This window comes from Streptomyces sp. NPDC002209 (genome assembly GCF_042890265.1).
Taxonomy (GTDB): Bacteria; Actinomycetota; Actinomycetes; order Streptomycetales; family Streptomycetaceae; genus Streptomyces.
On record NZ_JBIARX010000010.1, the window covers coordinates 231,281 to 248,709 of the forward strand.

At 70.8% G+C, this 17,429-nt stretch carries 15 protein-coding genes and 1 tRNA gene; 8 read left to right on the forward strand and 8 right to left on the reverse strand.

From position 1 onward, the window contains the following. Positions 1–25: 25 nt before the first annotated feature. Both ACFYXK_RS21655 and ACFYXK_RS21660 read right to left on the reverse strand, forming a co-directional pair. Entirely contained in the window at positions 26–1,375 is a 1,350-nt protein-coding gene (locus ACFYXK_RS21655) for an FtsK/SpoIIIE domain-containing protein (protein WP_389412591.1), read from the reverse strand. A gap of 2 nt (positions 1,376–1,377) precedes the next feature. Continuing rightward, positions 1,378–1,710 (reverse strand): hypothetical protein, encoded by a 333-nt coding sequence (locus ACFYXK_RS21660; protein ID WP_389412592.1) that lies wholly within the window; start codon positions 1,708–1,710, stop codon positions 1,378–1,380. Between the two features lie 153 nt (positions 1,711–1,863). On the opposite strand from ACFYXK_RS21660, the gene ACFYXK_RS21665 reads away from it, so the two are divergent. The 3 genes from ACFYXK_RS21665 (at position 1,864) to ACFYXK_RS21675 (ending at position 4,778) form a co-directional block, all read left to right on the forward strand. Continuing rightward, entirely contained in the window at positions 1,864–2,730 is an 867-nt protein-coding gene (locus tag ACFYXK_RS21665) for a GntR family transcriptional regulator (RefSeq protein WP_389412593.1), read from the forward strand. Beyond that, entirely contained in the window at positions 2,720–3,409 is a 690-nt protein-coding gene (locus ACFYXK_RS21670) for an HAD family hydrolase (protein WP_389412594.1), read from the forward strand. The genes ACFYXK_RS21665 and ACFYXK_RS21670 overlap by 11 nt, the downstream gene beginning before the upstream one ends. Positions 3,410–4,695: 1,286 nt before the next feature. After that, positions 4,696–4,778: transfer RNA gene (locus ACFYXK_RS21675), tRNA-Arg, on the forward strand. Positions 4,779–4,924: 146 nt separating this feature from the next. On the opposite strand, the gene ACFYXK_RS21680 is transcribed toward ACFYXK_RS21675, so the two are convergent. The 5 genes from ACFYXK_RS21680 to ACFYXK_RS21700 all read right to left on the reverse strand — a co-directional run bounded on the left by ACFYXK_RS21680 (position 4,925) and on the right by ACFYXK_RS21700 (position 11,669). Continuing rightward, positions 4,925–5,548: a sortase domain-bontaining protein gene (locus ACFYXK_RS21680; RefSeq protein ID WP_389412595.1), complete on the reverse strand. Its 624-nt coding sequence runs from the start codon at positions 5,546–5,548 to the stop codon at positions 4,925–4,927. Positions 5,549–5,610: 62 nt separating this feature from the next. Beyond that, positions 5,611–6,003 carry a hypothetical protein gene (locus tag ACFYXK_RS21685; RefSeq protein ID WP_389412596.1) on the reverse strand — a complete coding sequence of 131 codons (393 nt, stop codon included), beginning with the start codon at positions 6,001–6,003 and terminating at the stop codon, positions 5,611–5,613. 251 nt (positions 6,004–6,254) lie between these two features. Beyond that, entirely contained in the window at positions 6,255–6,458 is a 204-nt protein-coding gene (locus tag ACFYXK_RS21690; RefSeq protein ID WP_389412597.1) for a hypothetical protein, read from the reverse strand. 122 nt (positions 6,459–6,580) lie between these two features. Next, positions 6,581–8,527, reverse strand: a complete 1,947-nt coding sequence (locus ACFYXK_RS21695; RefSeq protein ID WP_389412598.1) for an MFS transporter — start codon at positions 8,525–8,527, stop codon at positions 6,581–6,583. A 145-nt stretch (positions 8,528–8,672) separates the two neighbouring features. Continuing rightward, the gene (locus ACFYXK_RS21700) at positions 8,673–11,669 is read right to left on the reverse strand and encodes a D-alanyl-D-alanine carboxypeptidase family protein (RefSeq protein ID WP_389412599.1); all 2,997 of its coding nucleotides are present in this window, start codon (positions 11,667–11,669) and stop codon (positions 8,673–8,675) included. Between the two features lie 163 nt (positions 11,670–11,832). Between ACFYXK_RS21700 and ACFYXK_RS21705 the strand changes: the two genes are divergently transcribed. The 3 genes from ACFYXK_RS21705 to ACFYXK_RS21715 all read left to right on the forward strand — a co-directional run bounded on the left by ACFYXK_RS21705 (position 11,833) and on the right by ACFYXK_RS21715 (position 14,179). Next, the gene (locus ACFYXK_RS21705) at positions 11,833–12,573 is read left to right on the forward strand and encodes a GPP34 family phosphoprotein (protein ID WP_389412600.1); all 741 of its coding nucleotides are present in this window, start codon (positions 11,833–11,835) and stop codon (positions 12,571–12,573) included. A gap of 287 nt (positions 12,574–12,860) precedes the next feature. Next, a complete protein-coding gene (locus ACFYXK_RS21710) occupies positions 12,861–13,745 on the forward strand; it encodes a helix-turn-helix transcriptional regulator (RefSeq protein WP_053786959.1) in 885 nt (294 codons plus the stop codon). A 221-nt stretch (positions 13,746–13,966) separates the two neighbouring features. Continuing rightward, positions 13,967–14,179 carry a DUF397 domain-containing protein gene (locus ACFYXK_RS21715; RefSeq protein ID WP_133897754.1) on the forward strand — a complete coding sequence of 71 codons (213 nt, stop codon included), beginning with the start codon at positions 13,967–13,969 and terminating at the stop codon, positions 14,177–14,179. Positions 14,180–14,332: 153 nt separating this feature from the next. On the opposite strand, the gene ACFYXK_RS21720 is transcribed toward ACFYXK_RS21715, so the two are convergent. Further along, positions 14,333–15,187, reverse strand: coding sequence for a hypothetical protein (locus ACFYXK_RS21720; protein ID WP_389412601.1), 855 nt, complete (start codon positions 15,185–15,187; stop codon positions 14,333–14,335). Between the two features lie 133 nt (positions 15,188–15,320). Here ACFYXK_RS21720 and ACFYXK_RS21725 point away from each other — a divergent pair, with 133 nt between their 5' ends. Both ACFYXK_RS21725 and ACFYXK_RS21730 read left to right on the forward strand, forming a co-directional pair. Continuing rightward, positions 15,321–16,562, forward strand: a complete 1,242-nt coding sequence (locus ACFYXK_RS21725; RefSeq protein ID WP_389412602.1) for a PLP-dependent aminotransferase family protein — start codon at positions 15,321–15,323, stop codon at positions 16,560–16,562. 44 nt (positions 16,563–16,606) lie between these two features. After that, complete coding sequence (locus ACFYXK_RS21730) at positions 16,607–17,389, forward strand: SDR family oxidoreductase (RefSeq protein ID WP_389412603.1); 783 nt, start codon at positions 16,607–16,609, stop codon at positions 17,387–17,389. The last annotated feature ends 40 nt before the right edge of the window (positions 17,390–17,429 follow it).

Here is a 17,429-nt window from a genome sequence, read left to right on the forward strand (position 1 = left end):
AGCCACCTCCTTTCTGGGGAAGTCGCTAGTTCGTGGCCGGAGTCGGCTTCGCCAGCGGTGTGGACCCGGTGGAACCCGTCGGGGTCGGGGCCACGGGCCGGTACGGGGCGAGGGCCGGGAGATCCGGGGTCCGGTGCGCGAACTGGGCACAGATCGCGGCGGCCTCATCGGCGCTCATCTCGGGCGTGCGGATGCGGGACCAGCCGCCGGAGGTGTCACCTGCCACGGCGACGCCGGGACGGTCGGGCGGGATCGCGGTGACCGCCATGACGGCGTCCGGGGCGATGTCGCCCAGGCCCATGTCAGCGGTCTGCTTGTCGTTGACGCGGTGGACGACACGGCCGGTGAGCTGGGCGCGAAGCGTCGTGGCCCCCTTGCCTAGATCGGAGCCGAATCGCTGGCCGCAGATCTCCAGGTACATTCCGGCCGCCCGGGCCATCTGTCCCAGCCGGATCATCTGCATGACCATCCGGTCCCGGCGGTCCTCTTCCTTCTTGCTGGCCACCAGGAACAGCTCCGCGACCTCGTCCACGAGCACCACGACGGGAACCGGCCGGACATCATCGGGCAGGCCCCACAGGTCGGCGGCGCCGTAGTCGCTCAGCAGGTCGAAGCGGGTCTCCATCTCGTCTACGAGCGCGTCCAGAAGCCCGGACGCTTCCTCGGGTGTTACGGCCAGCGCCGACAGCCGGGCCGCGTAAGCCTGCTGCTCGACACCGCGTTTGCAGTCGATCCCGACCAGGGCGACCGGCAGCCGGGCTAGGCCCGCGATCAGGTTGCGCTGGTACATGGACTTGCCCGACTGGTTGGCGCCGAGCGTCAGCGCGTGAGGCACCTTCAGGTAGTCCCGTACGAAGGCGGTTCCGTCCTCCCGGAGTGCGACCGGCACGGTCATCAGGCCGGAGGGACGCCGACGCGGCATCTTCACCCGCCGCAGTACGTCGTAGCCGGTCATCCGCAGTTCCACGAACCCGGGCTTGGTTGCGACGACGTGGACGGAGTGGACGCCCCAGGCGTGCCGCAGCCGCTCGGAGGCCGCCATCACGTCCGCAGGCTCCAGTCCGGCCGGAAGCCGCAGGGTCACCCGCATGCCGGTGGAGGACCCCCGTACCCGGCGGATCTTCGGCGGTACGGGCTGCACGTCGCTACGGCGGGCGATGTTACGGACAAGGAACGCCCGCAGGCGGGACGGCTGGACCGTCAGCCCGCACACGTCCATCGTGGCCCGGTACGTCACCGCGAATCGCACCCGCGCCACCGGCAGACCGGCTACGGACCAGAACGCCCGAGGCGCACGCAGCTGGGCGTATCGAAGACCGCCCGCACCGGCAGCCAGTGGGAGGCCTACCTCCCATAACGTCGACAGGTCGGTCATGGTCAGACCCCGACCGAGGTGAGGGCGACGGCACGGAACGAGATGCCGTGCCGGGTCTGACCGTTGAACGTGTTCTCCCAGTCCCGCGCCTTCAGACCGATCACCGACACCGGCATGCCCGGCGCCAGCCCCTCGGGAAGCCCGGTCTCCGGCACGGTCACCTGGTAGAGGTTGCCCTCCCCCTCGTCCGAGATCAGCAGGCCCACCGTGGACAGCGGGGCGTTGGTCTCCCGGTCCATGGCGCGCTCACCGGTCTGCTTGCTGACGAGCTTCGGGACGGGAGCCGTGGCCACGAACACCACGGCGGTCGACGTGTCCACCTTGAACGACGGCATGGATTCTCCTTCAGAGATGCCAGCAGGAAGCTAGATGACCAACTTGGCTATCCCGGTTGGTCACATCTCGAAGGTAGGAGAGATGGCTAGCCATGTCAACAACATGACTGGCATGGCTGTCCCGCTTGGGTGGTGTCGCCTAACATCGACCGCATGACCTTTGTCCCCGAGCCCCTCGACCCAGACGACGACCGAGCCCCGTACGAGCAGGTGGCGAGCAGCCTCAGTGCCGCCATCCGCACTCGGAAGCTGGGCCCAGGCGAGAAGCTCCCGTCTCACGCAAAGCTGACGGAGCACTACGGGTTCGCTCGGGCGACGATCCAGCGCGCGCTGCGCGACCTCGAAGACGAGGGCCTGGTGGTCTCCCGCAAAGGCAGCGGCGTCTATGTACGCAACCGGACCGAACGGCCGGCGGGCCTGCGCCCGTACGTCGAGCAGGCCTTCGCCAAGGACCGCGTGACGATCGACTTCGCAGGCTTCTCCAGCGAGACGCTGCACGGGGCGCTTCAGGAGCCGCTCGACAAGATCCGGGTCGGTCGGCTCACGCCTTCGAGCATCACCATGCGGATACTCGTCCCGGACATGTCGGTGCCGCAGGCGGCGCCGGTGCGGAAGGACGACGGCGCGGACGACAAGCGGCTCCGCGACCGCATGCACGACATCATGGTCAGCTACACCCGCAGCATCCGGGACGCCATCGCCGAGCTGGAGCACCTTGGCCTGGTGGCTCAGACGCAGATCAGCGTCCGGGTCCACAGCGGTACGCAGTTCTTCAAGCTCTACGTGATCAACGACGAGGATGCGTTCTTCGGGTACTACCCGATCCGCCCCAACAAGGTCGTCGCCCAGGGCGAGACGATCGAGATCTACGACCTCGTGGGCAAGGACGCCACGCTCTTCCACCACTCGGTCAATGACGGCGAGTCCTCGAGCGGAGCGCAGCAGGTCCAGCAGGCCCGCATGTGGTTCGACAGTGTGTGGGAGACCATCGGAAGGGACTTCGACCTTGATGCACGATGACCGCCTCCCGGGAGTCCTCGCGAGCGCTCGCGTGATCTTCTTCGACTTCGACGGGCCTGTCTGCGACGTGTTCGCCGGGCTTCCCGCCCCGGAGGTCGCCAAGCAGCTCACGGCACTGCTCGTAGTCCAGGACGACGCCGCCGGAGCCAAGGCCGCCGAGACCGACGATCCGATCGAGGTCATGCGCATCGCGTACGAGGCCGGTGACGAGGTAGGCCGGACGGTGGAGCAGGCACTGACAGCGGCCGAGGTTGAAGCCGTGGCGGTGGCCGGCCCGCCGACCCCGGGGGCGGTGAAAGCTCTTCAGGCCGTACGTGGCTCGGGGCGGGCGGTGGCCGTGGTGAGCAACAACTCCGCGGAATGTGTCCAGCGCTTCCTGGAGGAGCACGGGTTGGGGGAGTACGTAGCGAAGGTCATCGGCCGACCCCACGGGGAGCCCCACCTGATGAAGCCGAACCCGTTCCCGCTGATCGGGGCGGCGGAGCAGATGCAGATGGACGTGACGCACTGCGCCCTGATCGGTGACTCACTCACGGACATCCAGGCCGCTCACGCCGCCGGTTCTATGGTGATCGGCTACGCCAACAAGCCTCACAAGGCCGCCCTGTTCGCGGACGCGGGAGCCGATGCCGTAACGGACGACATGCAGGCCATCGCCGACGCACTCACCACGGCGTAGCCGAGGATCAGCGGGGGACCTGTTACAGGTTTCTCTACCTCATCAAGCACCCGGCTGCGCTCCGCTCCGCCGGGCGGGCTTCCCGGCTCCGCTCCGCGCGACGCTCCTGCCTTCGGCCCGCTCCGCGCGCGCTGCGCCGACGCCCGCCCCTGCAAGACGGGATAGGCCCAAGGGCATGAGTCGAGCCCCGACCGGCCGTCGATTCCATCCCTCACCGACATGCCTCCGGCGGGGGCCTCAGGCTCCGGGATGGCGGGGGCGCCGTACGCGAGTGCCGGCCCGTGGTGGGTTGAGGCGGGGAACTCCCATCCCGTCTGCCATCGGCCCAGGACAAGCCGAGCAGACGCGGCACCGGGCGTCCAGGTCGTTCGTACAGTGGCGCGCTCCACCTGGACGCCCGGCACCGCGTCCGCTCCACATGCGTGTGGGCCGACGGCAGACGGGATGGGAGTTGGGGGCGTACAGGCAGGAGGACATGGCCAGGGCAGCTTTCGCCCGAAGACCTCGACTGATTCCGCGAGGTTGTGACTGGGGTAGCCGCTGTCCCAACACGCTCGACCCCCACCCGGGCACACGGCGGCGAGAGCAGCGCTGCCAACCGATCTCGCCTGATCCGCCAGACGGTCTTGACTCCTCAAGAACGACGGTTTTCAGCCGTCTTTCGGCCCGTGCTGGGTGTCGCAGCGACTAGAGCTATCTCGACCGTCCTGGAGCTTTCTAGAGATTCCCCCTCGCAACATGCCTGTACGGGGATGTTGTTGCTAGGTAATGCGGTGTCCGAGTTTCAGAGATCGAAAACGGTGCCGCGCCATTTTCAGTCGAGCGGTTGCTACGGTCCGTGGCAAGAGAAATGCCCCCAAACCGCGAGTGCTTGGCCGTGCGCGCGGTTTGGAGGCCCAAGCCAAGTGGAGGCTCGTCAATGAGTGTGACCCTTCCCCTGGGGGGCCTGTCAAACCCCCTGTCCAGGCCATGGGTTATCGCGGTGGTCGTCATCGTCCTGATTCTTCCCTCAGCGGCCACGCAGGCCCTTGGTGCGTACCTTGACTCGCTGGCACTGCTGGCGACTCTGTCAGGAGTTGGTACAGCAGCCGCGTACTGCAACCACAGCAACCGCACCTAACCGGCAGCGGCTCGGCAAGGCCTTGCAGTGGCCGGAATGACCACCGTTGACCGGTCTGGCTAGAGCTACGGATCAGAGGGTCTCCGTGCCACAACCGCGCCAGATTGGGCGGGGACTCACGGGGAACCGCAGTTCCTGGCGGAGCACTTGGGCTGATGCCGTCCAGGCCGGGACGTCGCAGGTCAGGGCGCAAGTCGTCCCACCGCTCTCCTAAAGCGGGTGTCGCAGGTTCGAATCCTGCCGGGGGCACGCGGCTGAGGGCCGGTTTCGAGGAGTGATCCTCGGGACCGGCCCTTTCGCGTGCGTGCAGCGGCTTCTCGGGGGTGGTGCCGCGCGCCTGACGGGTCATGGGATCGGTCACGGAGCGGGCGGTCAGGGGCTGCGGCGTCGGCGGGTCAGGGCGTCAGGTCGGCGTAGAAGATGATGTTGTTCGTGCGGTGGCCGTCCTTGATCTCGCCGCCGCAGGTCAGCAGGCGGAGTTCGGGGCGTTGCGTGTCCCCGTAGACCTTGCCGGTCGGGAAGTCCTTCTTGTCGACGTCCTCGATCTCGCGGATCTTGAACTTGGCCGTCCTGCCGTCCTCGCGCGGCACCTCGACGAGATCGCCGAGTTCGATCTTCTTGACGTCCTTCATCAGGGCCGGGCCGTGCTTGGTGTCGAAGTGCGCGACGAGGACGGAGACGCCCTTCTCGCCCGGGGTGACGCCCCCGGTCCACCAGCCGGGATGGTTCGCGTCGGTGTCGGCGTCCGGTACGCCGAGCTCGCCGGTGGCGGCGTCCACCTCGAGGTCGACCATCTTCTTCGCGTCCACGCCCGCCGCGTCGATCTTCATGCCGGTCGGCTTCGACGGAGGGAGGGCGGTGGCGGTGGCGGTGCTCGCGACCGGAGCGGCGGAGGTGCTGCCGACCTTGGGGTCCGGGGGCGGCTCGGCAGCGCAGGCGGCCAGGGCGGCCGTGAGGGACGCCGCCAGGGTGGTCGCCACGATCACGCGGCGCGTGCGCCGCATGAGGGTGCTGGGCATGGTGTTCTCCTGGCAGGGGCGGGCCGCCGGGCGGGTGCCCGGCGGCCGAGGGGTGGGCGGGATCAGCCCTCGCTGCGGCGGCGGCGGCGCATCGTGAAGCCGAGGCCGGCGGCGCCCGCGGCGGCCAGGCCGGCGCCGCCCGCGATCAGCGCTGCACCGTCACCGGAGGTGCCGACCGCCTCGGCGCCCGCGCGGACGGCGCCCTTCGGAGTCACCTTCCCGGGCTCCGGCCCCGGCTTCGCCGCGCCCTCGTACCGGGCCGGCTCGTAGACCCTGCCCGACCAGCCCCTCTCCAGGTGCGCGGTGCGCAGCGCCTCGCGCGTGACCGGCTCGGCCTGCGGGGAAGGGGCGGCGGGGGCGGCGGGGGTGTCGGCGGCGAAGGCCGGGGCGGCCGGGAGGGCCAGTGCGGTGACGGCACCGGCGGCGACGGCTGCGGTACGGAAGGTGGCGCGCATGGGTGGTTCCCCTCGGGTCGAAGTCGCCTCCGGTCTCGGTCCGGGCCGACCGCACGCGGTGGGGGCGGCCCTGGCGACAACCCCGACGCTACGAGGGTCATGTTCTGGTAATCCGTCGACAATGTAACAGTTGTCCGGATCCTCACCCGCGGACCCGTCAAGGACCGAAGTCCCTGGTCGGAGACGCACGAAAGCCCTTCCGGCCGTAACCGGAAGGGCTTTCTCCATCGACTGGCGCCGTGGGCGTGGGATCAGCTCAGGCCTCTGCTGCGTTCGCCGATGCGGTCACCCTGCGGAGTGCCGGCCCGCTTGAGGGCCGCCTTCGTGTGCGCTCCGCCCTTGACCTTGCTCCGCACCAGACCTTCGAAGCCGTGGCCTGCCGGGCGCGGCGGCCGATCCGGCTCCTGGGCCTGGAAGGCCTCTCGGAAATCCTGCTTCTGCTGCTCTTTGCTCATCCCGTCGTCAACTCCCTCGGGAAGCACCCAATCGGACTATTGGGATCGTATGCAGATATACGGAGCAACGCACCCGGACGGCACGTAAAAACTCCCGATCCACCCGCCCGGTCCGCTCCCGGTCAGGGACGCGGCGGCGCCGGACGGTGCGCCGCCCCGGCCGCCCAGCGGGTCAGCTCCTCCGGGCACGGCGTCCCCCGCGGCAGCTGGTACTTCGCCGCCACCCGGTACACCCCGGGGCCCGGCGCCAGCAGCTCCGTCCACACATCGCCCGCGGTGTCCGGAGCCGCCTTGAACAGGCACCCGGCCGTGTTCGCGTACTCCTTCGGCAGCGTGCCCGAGCCCTGGCCGCCGCCCCCGCTGCGCGCCTTCGAAGCGAACGTCTCCTGCGGCGGCGGCACCGGCTTGCCCGCGCCGTCCACCAGCCCCAGCCACGGCGAGTGCGGGATCCGTACGAGCACCCGTCCGGCCGCCTTCACGTCGACGACCAGCTGGTCCGCACCCGCCCGCACCACCGTGGCCTGCCCGGACACCAGGTCGGTCGGCGCGTCCACCTTGAAGAGCCGCCAGTTCGCGTCGCCCCACACCTGCTGCAGGTACGGGAGCCCCGCGCGCACCAGCTTCGCCTCGTCCTCCCCGCCCGAATCGGGTTTGTCGGCGGGCAGCACCACGTAGTGCACGGCCCAGCGGTCCAGCCACTCCCGGTAGCTGTCGGCCGTGAGGGTGTCGTCGTAGAAGAGCGGGTTCCGCTCGAGGTCCGCCTGCCGGTTCCAGCCGCGCGCGAGGTTCACGTACGCGGGGAAGGCCGAGGACTCGCGGTGGCTGCTGGCCGGGACCACCTCGACCCGGCCGCGGTCGGCGCCCTCCTTCTTCAGCTGGTCCACCAGTGGGGCCAGCTCCCGGTTCCAGGCGGCCACCGGGGTGGTGCGGACGATGTCCGTGATGCTGTTGGCGGTGATCCAGATGTTGATCCCGGCGAACGCGAGCAGCACGGCGTACCAGTGCCGGGTGCGCGGGACCGCGTACGGGAGGGCCGCGAGCAGCACGGCCCCGCCGAACAGCATGACCAGCCGGGTGACGTTCGAGCCGACCTGCGAATCGATCGCCCAGGTCAGCAGCACCCCGAAGGCGTAGACGGCGGAGGCGATCCGGACCGTCTTCCACCGCTTCGGTACGAGGAACAGGATCGCCAGCCCGAAGAGGAACGGCGGCGCGGCCGAGCCGAGCTTCATGGGCTGCGTCCCGGAGAACGGGAACAGCCAGGCCGACAGCCCGACGACCGCCACCGGGGCCAGCCCCAGCGCGTACGCCCCGGGGCGCCGCCCGGACAGGAACAGCGCGGCCGCGATCACCCCGAGGAAGAGCCCCGCGACAGGGCTGGAGGCGGTCGCGAGCCCGGCCAGCGGCGCCGCCACGGCCGCCTTGGCCCAGCGCCGCTCCGCCCATTTGCGGGGCCAGCAGAAGACGGCGGCGACGGCACCGAGCGCGAACATCGCGCCGAGGCCGAAGGTCACCCGGCCGGACAGGGCGTTGCAGAGCAGTCCGTACACCCCGGCCAGGGCCGGCCACAGCGGCTCGCGGACCGTGCCGCGGCAGCGGGTCAGGATCAGCGCGAGCAGCCCGGCCGAGACCGTGCCGGCGACCATCATCGTGGTCCGCACGCCGATCATGTACATCACGTACGGGGACACCACGCTGTACGAGACGGGGTGCATGCCGCCGTACCAGGCGAGGTTGTACGCCGAATCCGGATGGCGGCCGACGAACTCGGCCCAGGCGTCCTGCGCGGCCAGGTCGCCGCCGCTGTTGGCGAAGCTGAAGAACCAGACGACGTGCAGGACGGCGGCGAGCACGGTGGCGACCAGCACCGGGTGCCGGCGGGCCCGGCCGAGGACCCCCAGTGCCCCCGTGCCGCCCGGCGCGGGAGCCGGAGCGGGCAGGGAACCGGGAGCGGGGAGGGAGCCGGGAGCGGAGCCCGAGGCCGGGCCGGCCCCGGACGCACCGGATCCGCCGGCGGCGGCTGGTGCGCTCCGGCTCTGGCTCTGGCTCTGCTGTTCAGCAGTGGTCACTGCCGTACTCCCCGGACTTCCCGGCACGTCGATCGGACATCTGCGGCCCCTTCCCGGGACCGGCTCCCGCGTCGCTAGACGCGCGACGGCGCCCCGGGGTTGCCCGGGGCGCCGAATCACGCGGTCAGCTCACCGATGCCGGCGATCAGCCGACACGGGTCAGTTTGCTGCCGATCCCGGGCGCGGCGAGATCGCTCTGCAGCGCCACCGGCACCTTCACCTGGCTGGCCCCTTCACCGACGGTCAGCACACCGATCTCGGTGCCCGCCTTGGCGCTCTGCGGAAGCTTGCCGTCCCCGCCGGCCAGCTTGATGGTGACCGTGAGCGAGGGCCAGCCGACCGCCGCCACGTCGCCGGTCGCGATGACCGGGGTGCGGCCGCCGAGGCCGTCGTCCACGTACCCGACGACGTCGCCCTTCTTCACGACGGGCGCGCTCACCAGCATCTTCTGCGTGGCCAGCATGACCTGCTTGCTGGCCGCGATGGCGGTGTCGAGGATGGGGACGCCGTGCTGGCCGAGCACCGCGCCGACGATCAGCTGGTTGGTCTTGCCGACCTGCTTCTCGGCCGCGAAGAGCAGGTTGCCGCCGGCCTTGGTGGTGGAGCCGGTCTTGATGCCGAGCGCGCCGTTGAACGGGATGAGGGTGTTGTAGTTGCGCCACTTCTTGCCGGACGGGTCGGTCCAGTCCGGCAGCTTGGTGATCGCGATCAGCTCCGGCATCTCGACGATCTTGAGACCGAGCTTGACCTGGTCCTCGGCGGTGCTGACCGTCGTCGCGTCCAGACCCGAGGGGTCGGTGTACGTGGTGTTGGCCATGCCGAGTTCCTTGGCGGCGTCGTTCATCTTCTTGACGAACGCCTCCTGGTCGCCGCCGGCGTCCCAGCGCGCGAGCAGCCGCGCGACGTTGTTGGCCGACGGGATCATGATCGCGGCGAGGGCGTCGTACTCCGAGATCTTGTCGCCCGCCTTGAGCGTGTTGACCGTGGACTCGCCCTCGGAGTCCTTGTTGCCGTCGTCGACCGCGGTCTTGTCGACGTCGATCATCGGACCCTTCTCCCCCTTCTTGAGGGGGTGGTTCTTCAGGATCACGTACGCCGTCATCGTCTTGGCGACGCTGCCGATCGCGATCGGCTTCTGCTCGCCGAAGCTGCCGACGGTGCCGAGGCCGGCCGCGGCCATGTGGGCCTGGCCCTCCTTCGGCCAGGGCAGGACCGGGTTGCCGCCGTCGAAGGTGTACGAGGACTTCGCGGTCATCGTGAGCTTCGGCTCGGGCAGCGGGCGCACGAGCTGGACGACGGCGAGGATGATCACGAGGAGCGCGACGAGCGGGGCGTAGATCTTGACCCGCCGCACTGCCGTGCGCAGGGGGCTCGGCGGCGGGGGCGGGTTGTTGGTCAGGTCCGCGAGCATGTCGAGCGGCGGCTTGGGCGGCAGCGGCTGCTGCGTGGTCCGCTCGCTCCGCTCGGACACGACCGGCTTCGGGGCGGCGGGCGCCGGGGCCTGGGCCTGGGCGGCCGACGGCGCCGAAGCCGCGGGCTTGGCCGCCGTGCCCCCGTCCTTGCGCAGCGGCACGAACGTACTGGCCCGCTCACCGCCGACCGCCTTCGGCGGCACGGGGCGGGGGGCGGCGGGCTTCTCCGGGGCCGGAGCCGATGCCGATGCCGATGCCGATGCCTTGGGAGACTCCTTGGGCGACGCCTCGGGCGACTCCTTTGGCGATGCCTTGGGCGACGCCTTCGCGTCCGGCTTCACAGCCCGGAAGACCGCGGTGCGCTCGCTGTCGCCCTGCTCCTCCGCGGGCTTCCCGGCGGTCGCCGGGGCGGCCTTCGCGGCACCCGAACCGGAATCCACCTTGGGAGCCCGGAACACGGCGGTGCGCTCGCTGTCGGCCGGCTCGTCGGAAGCCTTGCCGGCTGCCGGGGCCTTCGCGGCACCCGAGGCGGAATCCAGCTTCGGAGCCCGGAAGACGGCGGTGCGCTCGCTGTCCCCCGCATCCGCGGGGGCCGCGCCCTTGGCGTCACCGGAAGCGGAACCACCGGCAGGGCTTCGGTCGCCGCCGGCCGGCTTCTCGGCGCCGGACGCCGGGGCACCCGTACCGCTCCCCGGCTTCACGGCGCGGAAGACCGCGGTGCGCTCGCTGTCGGCGGACGCCTGGGCCGGCTTCTCGGCGGCAGCCTGCTTGTCAGCGGCCTCCGTACCGCCCTTGGCCGAAGCGGAAGCGGACGCAGCGGCCGAGCCCGGCTTCACGGCGCGGAACACCGCGGTGCGCTCGCTGTCGGCCGGCTTCCCGGCAGCAGCCGGCTTGTCCGCGGCCGACGCCGAACCGGAATCCGCGCGCGCGGATTGGGCAGGCTTGTCCTTCGCGGAGTCGTCCGAGCCCGGCTTCGCGGCCGATGCCTCTGCGGCAGCCGGCTTCGCCCCGGCGGGAGCGGAGGCGGTACCCGGCTTCGGGGCGCGGAACACCGCGGTGCGCTCACTGTCGGCCGCCGGCTCGCCCGCGGAAGCGGAATCCGAGCCCGGCTTCCCGGCCGACGCCCCGGCGGAGGCCGGCTTCGCAGCCGCGGACGCGGGGGCATCCGTACGGCCCTTGGCGGAGGCCGGTGCCGAGCGCGGCTCCTCGGCGTCCGACGGCTCGTCCACAGAAGCGGAAGCCGAGTCGGAAGCGGAACCGGAACCGGAACCGGAACCGGAACCGGAGTCGGAGTCGGAGTCGGAACCAGAATCCGCATCGGAGCCCGAACCGGAGCCCGAACCGGCATCGGAGGCGTCCGTACCCGGCTTCGGGGCGCGGAAGACCGCGGTGCGCTCGCTGTCGGCCGCGGGCTCGGCCGCAGCCTCGGAGTCCACCCGTCCGGAGGACCCGGCGCCCGGCGCCGACTCCCCGGCGGAGCCATCGGCTTCCGCGTCGGTCGTCGCCACCCATGCCGCCACCGCCTCGCGCAGCGGATCCCGGCTCTTGCCCTCGCCGGAGCTGGAGCCGGAGCCGGAGGCAGAGGCGGTCCCGGACTCGGGTTCCCGCGGCCGGAACACAGACAACCTCGGGTCACGCTCCGCGGAGGACATCGCCGCCCCCGACGCTCCTTCATCAACCGACTTGTCGGGGGACTCGCCCGCCACCAGTTCCTCCTCGATCGCCACCACGTCCGGCTGTCCGAATGTCTAACAGTGTCCCGTCTAGGGAGCATCGCCCCCGCGCTAGACGAGAACGACATAGTTGCCGGTTCCCCCACAAAGCGACCAGGCGCTCTCGACAGATGAATGTGAGAGGCGTCACCCTGTCACTCATCCACGCGGGGAGGCATGGATGGGCAGGAGCCGCAGAACAATTCCGGAGGAGCTTCTGCTGCTCGCTTTGGACCCGACCACGGGTACCACGGCGCAGCCGCAGTCGCTCGACCTCGGCCTGGCCGGGGCACAGCTAGTAGAGCTGGCTCTGGCAGGACGGATAGCCCCTGACGGGGATCGTATCGCCGTGGTGATGCCACGGCCGACAGGAGATCCGACTCTGGACTCCGCACTGGAACTGCTGCGCAGGCGCGGCAGCCCGGTACGGGCCGTCCACTGGATCGGTGGACCCCGATTGGGGCTCCGCCAGATTTACCTCGCTCATCTGGAGCGCTGCGGCATGGTGCATGCCGTCGCGGGACAGATGTGCGGAGTGCTGCCGACGACTCGCTACCAGGCGACCGACACGGCGATCAGCCGGGAGATCCGCGCCCGGCTCGACAGTGCGATCCGCACCGGCGTACCGCCGGACCCGCGGACCGCGGCGCTCGCCGCACTGGCCCACGCGGTCGGACTCGGCAAGCACCTGTACCCCGGCAACGAGGGGCGGTCGTCCAGGTCCCGGCTGCGGGACCTGATCCGGCACGACCCGATGGGCGGACTCGTGGCGCATGCCGTCATGGACGTTCAGAACGGTGTGGCTGCGCAGCCGCGCCGTGATCGCGCACCGGCGCCGCCGCCGCCCGCCCGGGCCACGGCGAACGGCGTTCCGATGCAGGCACGCCGGACGGGCGCGATGGCCCGCGCGGCCGCGCACTGATCCACGGCTTCACCGATCCACGGATTGACGGATTCACCGATTCACGGCACCACGGCACCACGGATTCACCGCTCCACCGAACCGCCATCGCCGCAACCGGCGTCCCCGATGACCCGGTTCGGGAGCCGCCAGCGCGCGGGATGGCGAGGCCGGTCCGCCGGCCCCGCCGTCCCGCGCGTCTGCATTTCCGGGCCGTTCTCCGGCGCCGCCCCGCCCTTCGGTGGCAGTCTGCTCACCAGCAGACACGCAGAGAGACAGAACCAGAAGAAGGCGGAGGTGCCGTTCAAGTGGCGTCCAATGTCAATCCCACCGTCCGACGCCGCCGACTGGGCATGGAGTTGCGCAAGCTCCGCGAAGACAAGGGCATGACGGCCGAGCAGGTCGCCGAGCGCCTGCTCGTCTCCCAGTCGAAGATCAGCAGGCTGGAGAACGGCCGCCGTTCCATCAGCCAGCGCGACGTCCGCGACCTGTGCGACGTGTACGAGGTCGAGGACCGCCGGCTCGTCGACTCCCTCATGCAGATGGCCAAGGACTCCCGCCAGCAGGGCTGGTGGCACGCCTTCGGCGACATCCCGTACAGCGTCTACATCGGCCTCGAGACCGATGCCGCGAGCCTGCGCACCTACGAGCCCCAGATGGTGCCCGGCCTGCTCCAGACCCCGGAGTACGCCCAGGCCCTCATCCGCGGGGCGCTGCCCGAGACGGCCCCGGTCGACGTGGAGAAGCGCGTCCAGGTGCGGATGCACCGGCAGAAACGGCTTTCCGAGACGGACAACAACAACCCCGAGGTCGGGCCGCTGCGGTTGTGGGCGGTCATCGACGAGGCCGCACTGCGGCGGCACGTGGGCGACCCCCAGCTGATGATCAGGCAGCTCGAGTACTTGATAGAGCAGTCCGAGCAGCCGTACATCACGGTGCAGGTGATGCCGTTCTCGATGGGCGCCCATCCGGGCGTGAACGGCCAGTACGCCATCCTGGAATTCCCGGATGCGTCCGATTCGACGGTCGTCTACATCGAGGGCGTGACGAGCGATTTGTACCTCGAGAAGGCCAACGACGTTCAGAAGTACAGCGTGATGTACGAGCACCTGCGCGCGCAGGCGCTCAATGTGGAACAGACACGTCAGTTCATCGCCGAGATCATCGGCGAGTATGCGGGCAAGGGGAAGTAAAAGCGGAGGCAGCGGACACCGCGTTGGCGGGCACGTGGCGAGGGGGCCGGTACGGTACACCGTCGCTCCCCGGCCACAGAAGTCCTGAATGGAATATGCCACTCGGTCGGGTGAATGACCCCTTCAGCCGTCGGAAGGTGCCGGTAGCGTCGATCACGTCGGTCAGGGAAACCGAAATGACCGACACATCACTGGCACAACTCGCTGAACCGGAGAGAAACATGGCTATTCGTCAGGGCGCCACGGACAACTGGACCAAGTCCTCCTACTCCGGCGGAAACGGCGCTTGCGTCGAGGTCAAGTCCCCCGTCATGGAGGCCATCGCGGTGCGCGACTCGAAGGTGCAGGACGGTCCGTCCCTCACCTTCGCGCCGGGCTCCTGGACCTCGTTCGTGGCCGACGTCACCGAGGGCCGGCTGGGGCGCCTCGCCTGAACGTCAGGGCGTACGACCCCACCGATCCTCCCTCTGCACCACGCTCGACAACTGCGTTACAGGAACCACCCGCACCACCTGCACCACTGACTGAAGCCCTCTCGACTGGCCCGCCGTCCCGGCCGAGGGGGCTCGGCCATGTCCCGGGCCCGGCTAGCGGAGCTCGTTCACGTACCGGTCCGTCCCCGGCACCGTCGGGATGAACGGCGCCACCAGCTCCACCCGCCCCAGCCCGGCCTCGGCGACCTCGGTGTCCAGCCCCCGGAACCGGTCCCAGCAGGTGCGCGGATCGGCCTCCAGGAACCACAGCAGGGTCAACCGGGTGTCGACCCCCTCGACCTGCTTGACGTACGTCATCCGGTCGCCGGGCAGCGGGGTCGGCCGGAAGGCCGTCACCATCGCGGCCGGCGAGCCGTGCAGCCGCTTCGGGAGGGCCCGCGAGCGCAGCCACTCCAGCAGCTCCGCCCGCTGTTCGGGCCCGTCGGCGTCGACGACCTGGACGACGAGGCCGGCGTACGGGTGGTCGAGGGCGTGGAAGTCCCGAGGCCCGGCGGCCCCGTCGCGGTAGACGGTGGCCTCGTGGTCCTGGAAGGACGTGAAGACGTGCGTGCGGTCCTGGTAGACCCGGCCGTCGCGGTTCAGGCGCTTGTTGATGCCGACGGTCCACTTCATGTGCTCGTCGTAGCGGCCCTCGGTGACCCAGTACGTGGAGATGTAGCACCCGGCGGTGACGGGCTGGGCGACGGCCGACTTCTCCGGGTAGCGCAGTTCCTGGAGTTCGCGGGTGGCGACCCAGCGGCGGCCCGCGTACATCCACGGCATGGCCATGGCACCGGCGTAGTAGTGGTCGTCCTCGTACCAGCGGTTGTACGCGTACTCGTGACCCGGGTGCGGTTCGACCATGGTGATCAGCGCATGGCCGGGCCGGACGCCGTACGGGCCCACGGCCGCCAGCTCGGCGTAGGTGTCGGGGCGGGTGTCCTGGCTCTCTCGGTTCTCCGTCGTCATGGGGAACGGTCTAGCTGATGCTGCGTCAGTTGGGGAGGGGGTGCGCCGTGTTCCACTCCGCGACATGTAGGTGCCTCATGCATCTTTTCGCGGTTAGGATGCGCCCCACCCGCCCGCCCCCCAAGGAGCCACCGTGCCGTCTGCCGCCGCCCTGCCCTCGCCGCCACCCGCCTTCGCCGCCCGCGCCCGCGCCGTCGCCGGCTCGCCCATCCGCGAGATCCTCGCCCTGACCGCACGCCCCGGGGTGATCTCCTTCGCCGGCGGCCTGCCCGCCCCGGAGCTCTTCGACACCGAGGGCCTGCGGGCCGCGTACGACGCCGCCTTCACGGTGTCGGCGAGCCGGGCGCTGCAGTACTCGACCACCGAGGGCGCGCCGGAGCTGCGGGAGGCGGTGGCCGCGCGGGCGACGGCCCGGGGACTGGAGACCGGCGCGGACGACGTACTGGTCACCACGGGGTCCCAGCAGGCCCTCTCGCTGATCACCTCGGCGCTCGTCGAGCCGGGAGACGTGGTCCTCGTCGAGAACCCGACGTACCTGGCGGCGCTCCAGTGCTTCGGGATGGCGGGGGCGCGGGTGGTCCCCGTCCCCTGCGACGAGCAGGGCATCCTGCCCGATGCGCTGGAGGAGATCGTGGCGCGGGAGCGGCCCAAGCTGCTGTATTCGGTGCCGACGTTCCAGAACCCCACCGGGCGCACCCTGCCCGGCGCCCGGCGGGCGGCGGTGGCGCAGATCGCGGCGCGGCGCGGGCTGTGGCTGGTGGAGGACGACCCGTACGGAGACCTCCGGTTCGAGGGGGCCGAGGTCCCGTGGCTCGCGGCGCACCCGGGGGCGGAGGACCGTACGGCGCTGCTCGGGAGCTTCTCGAAGATCATGGCTCCCGGACTCCGGCTGGGCTGGCTCCGCGCGCCGGCCGCGCTGCGGCGGGCGGCGGTGGTGACCAAGCAGGCGGTGGACCTGCACACGTCGACGGTGGACCAGCTGGCGGCGGCCCACTACCTGCGCGAGGTGGACCTCGACGCCCACGTCGCCACGGTGCGTACGGCCTACCGGGCCCGGCGCGACGCCCTGCTGGCGGGCCTGGGCGCGGCCTTGCCGGCGGGCTCGGCCTGGAACCGGCCGGAGGGCGGGATGTTCGTGTGGGCCCGGCTGCCGGAGGGGCACGACGCGACCGCACTGCTGAAGGAGGCGATATCGCATGACGTGGCATTCGTTCCGGGAGCACCGTTCTACACGGGCACGCCCGACCCCCGTACGTTGCGCCTGTCGTTCACGACGCACACGCCGGAGGAGATAGCGCAGGGGCTGGGGCGGCTGGCCCGGGCTGCCGTCGGGGGCGGCGCACGGCCCTTCCCTCCGGCGGCGGGACGGCGCTAGCCTGACGGACCGTCAGATACACCCCTCGCCGGGAGGCCACGCGCATGCTGCTGCAAGGGAAGACCGTCATCGTCTCCGGCGTCGGGGCCGGCCTCGGGCACCAGGTGGCTGCGGCCGTGGTGCGGGACGGGGGCAACGCCGTGCTCGGGGCGCGGACCGAGGCCAATCTCGCCAAGTCCGCCGCCGAGATCGACCCCGAGGGGCTCCACACGGCGTACCTGCCGACGGACATCACGGACGAGGGACAGTGCACGGCCCTGGCCGAGCTGGCGCGGGCACGGTTCGGCGGGATCGACGCCGTGGTGCACGTCGCCGCCTGGGATTCGTATTTCGGCGGGCTCGAGGACGCCGATTTCGGGACGTGGTCGCAGATCATCGACGTCAATCTGCTGGGGACGCTGCGCATGACCCGGGCCTGCCTGGACGGGCTCAAGGTGGCGGGCGGGTCCGTCGTCATCGTGGGGACGCAGTCTGCCGTTGCCGCGCCCAACGAGGTCCAGCAGGCCGCCTACGCCGCCTCCAAAGGGGCGCTGACGTCCGCCATGTACTCCATGGCCCGCGAGCTCGGACCGCACCGGATCAGGGTCAACACCGTGCTGCCCGGCTGGATGTGGGGGCCGCCCGTCCAGGCGTTCGTGACCTTCACCGCGCACACCGAAGGCGTCCCCGAAGCCGAGGTGCACGCCCGGCTCACCGACCGGATGGCGCTGCCCGACCTCGCCACGGACGGGGACGTGGCCGACGCCGCCGTGTTCCTCGCCTCCGACCGGGCGCGGGCGATAACCGGCCAGTCGCTGCTGGTCAACGCCGGTGAGCTGATGCGATGAGCCACCTCGCGGCCGGGGCGTCGGATCGTATGCTCACCGC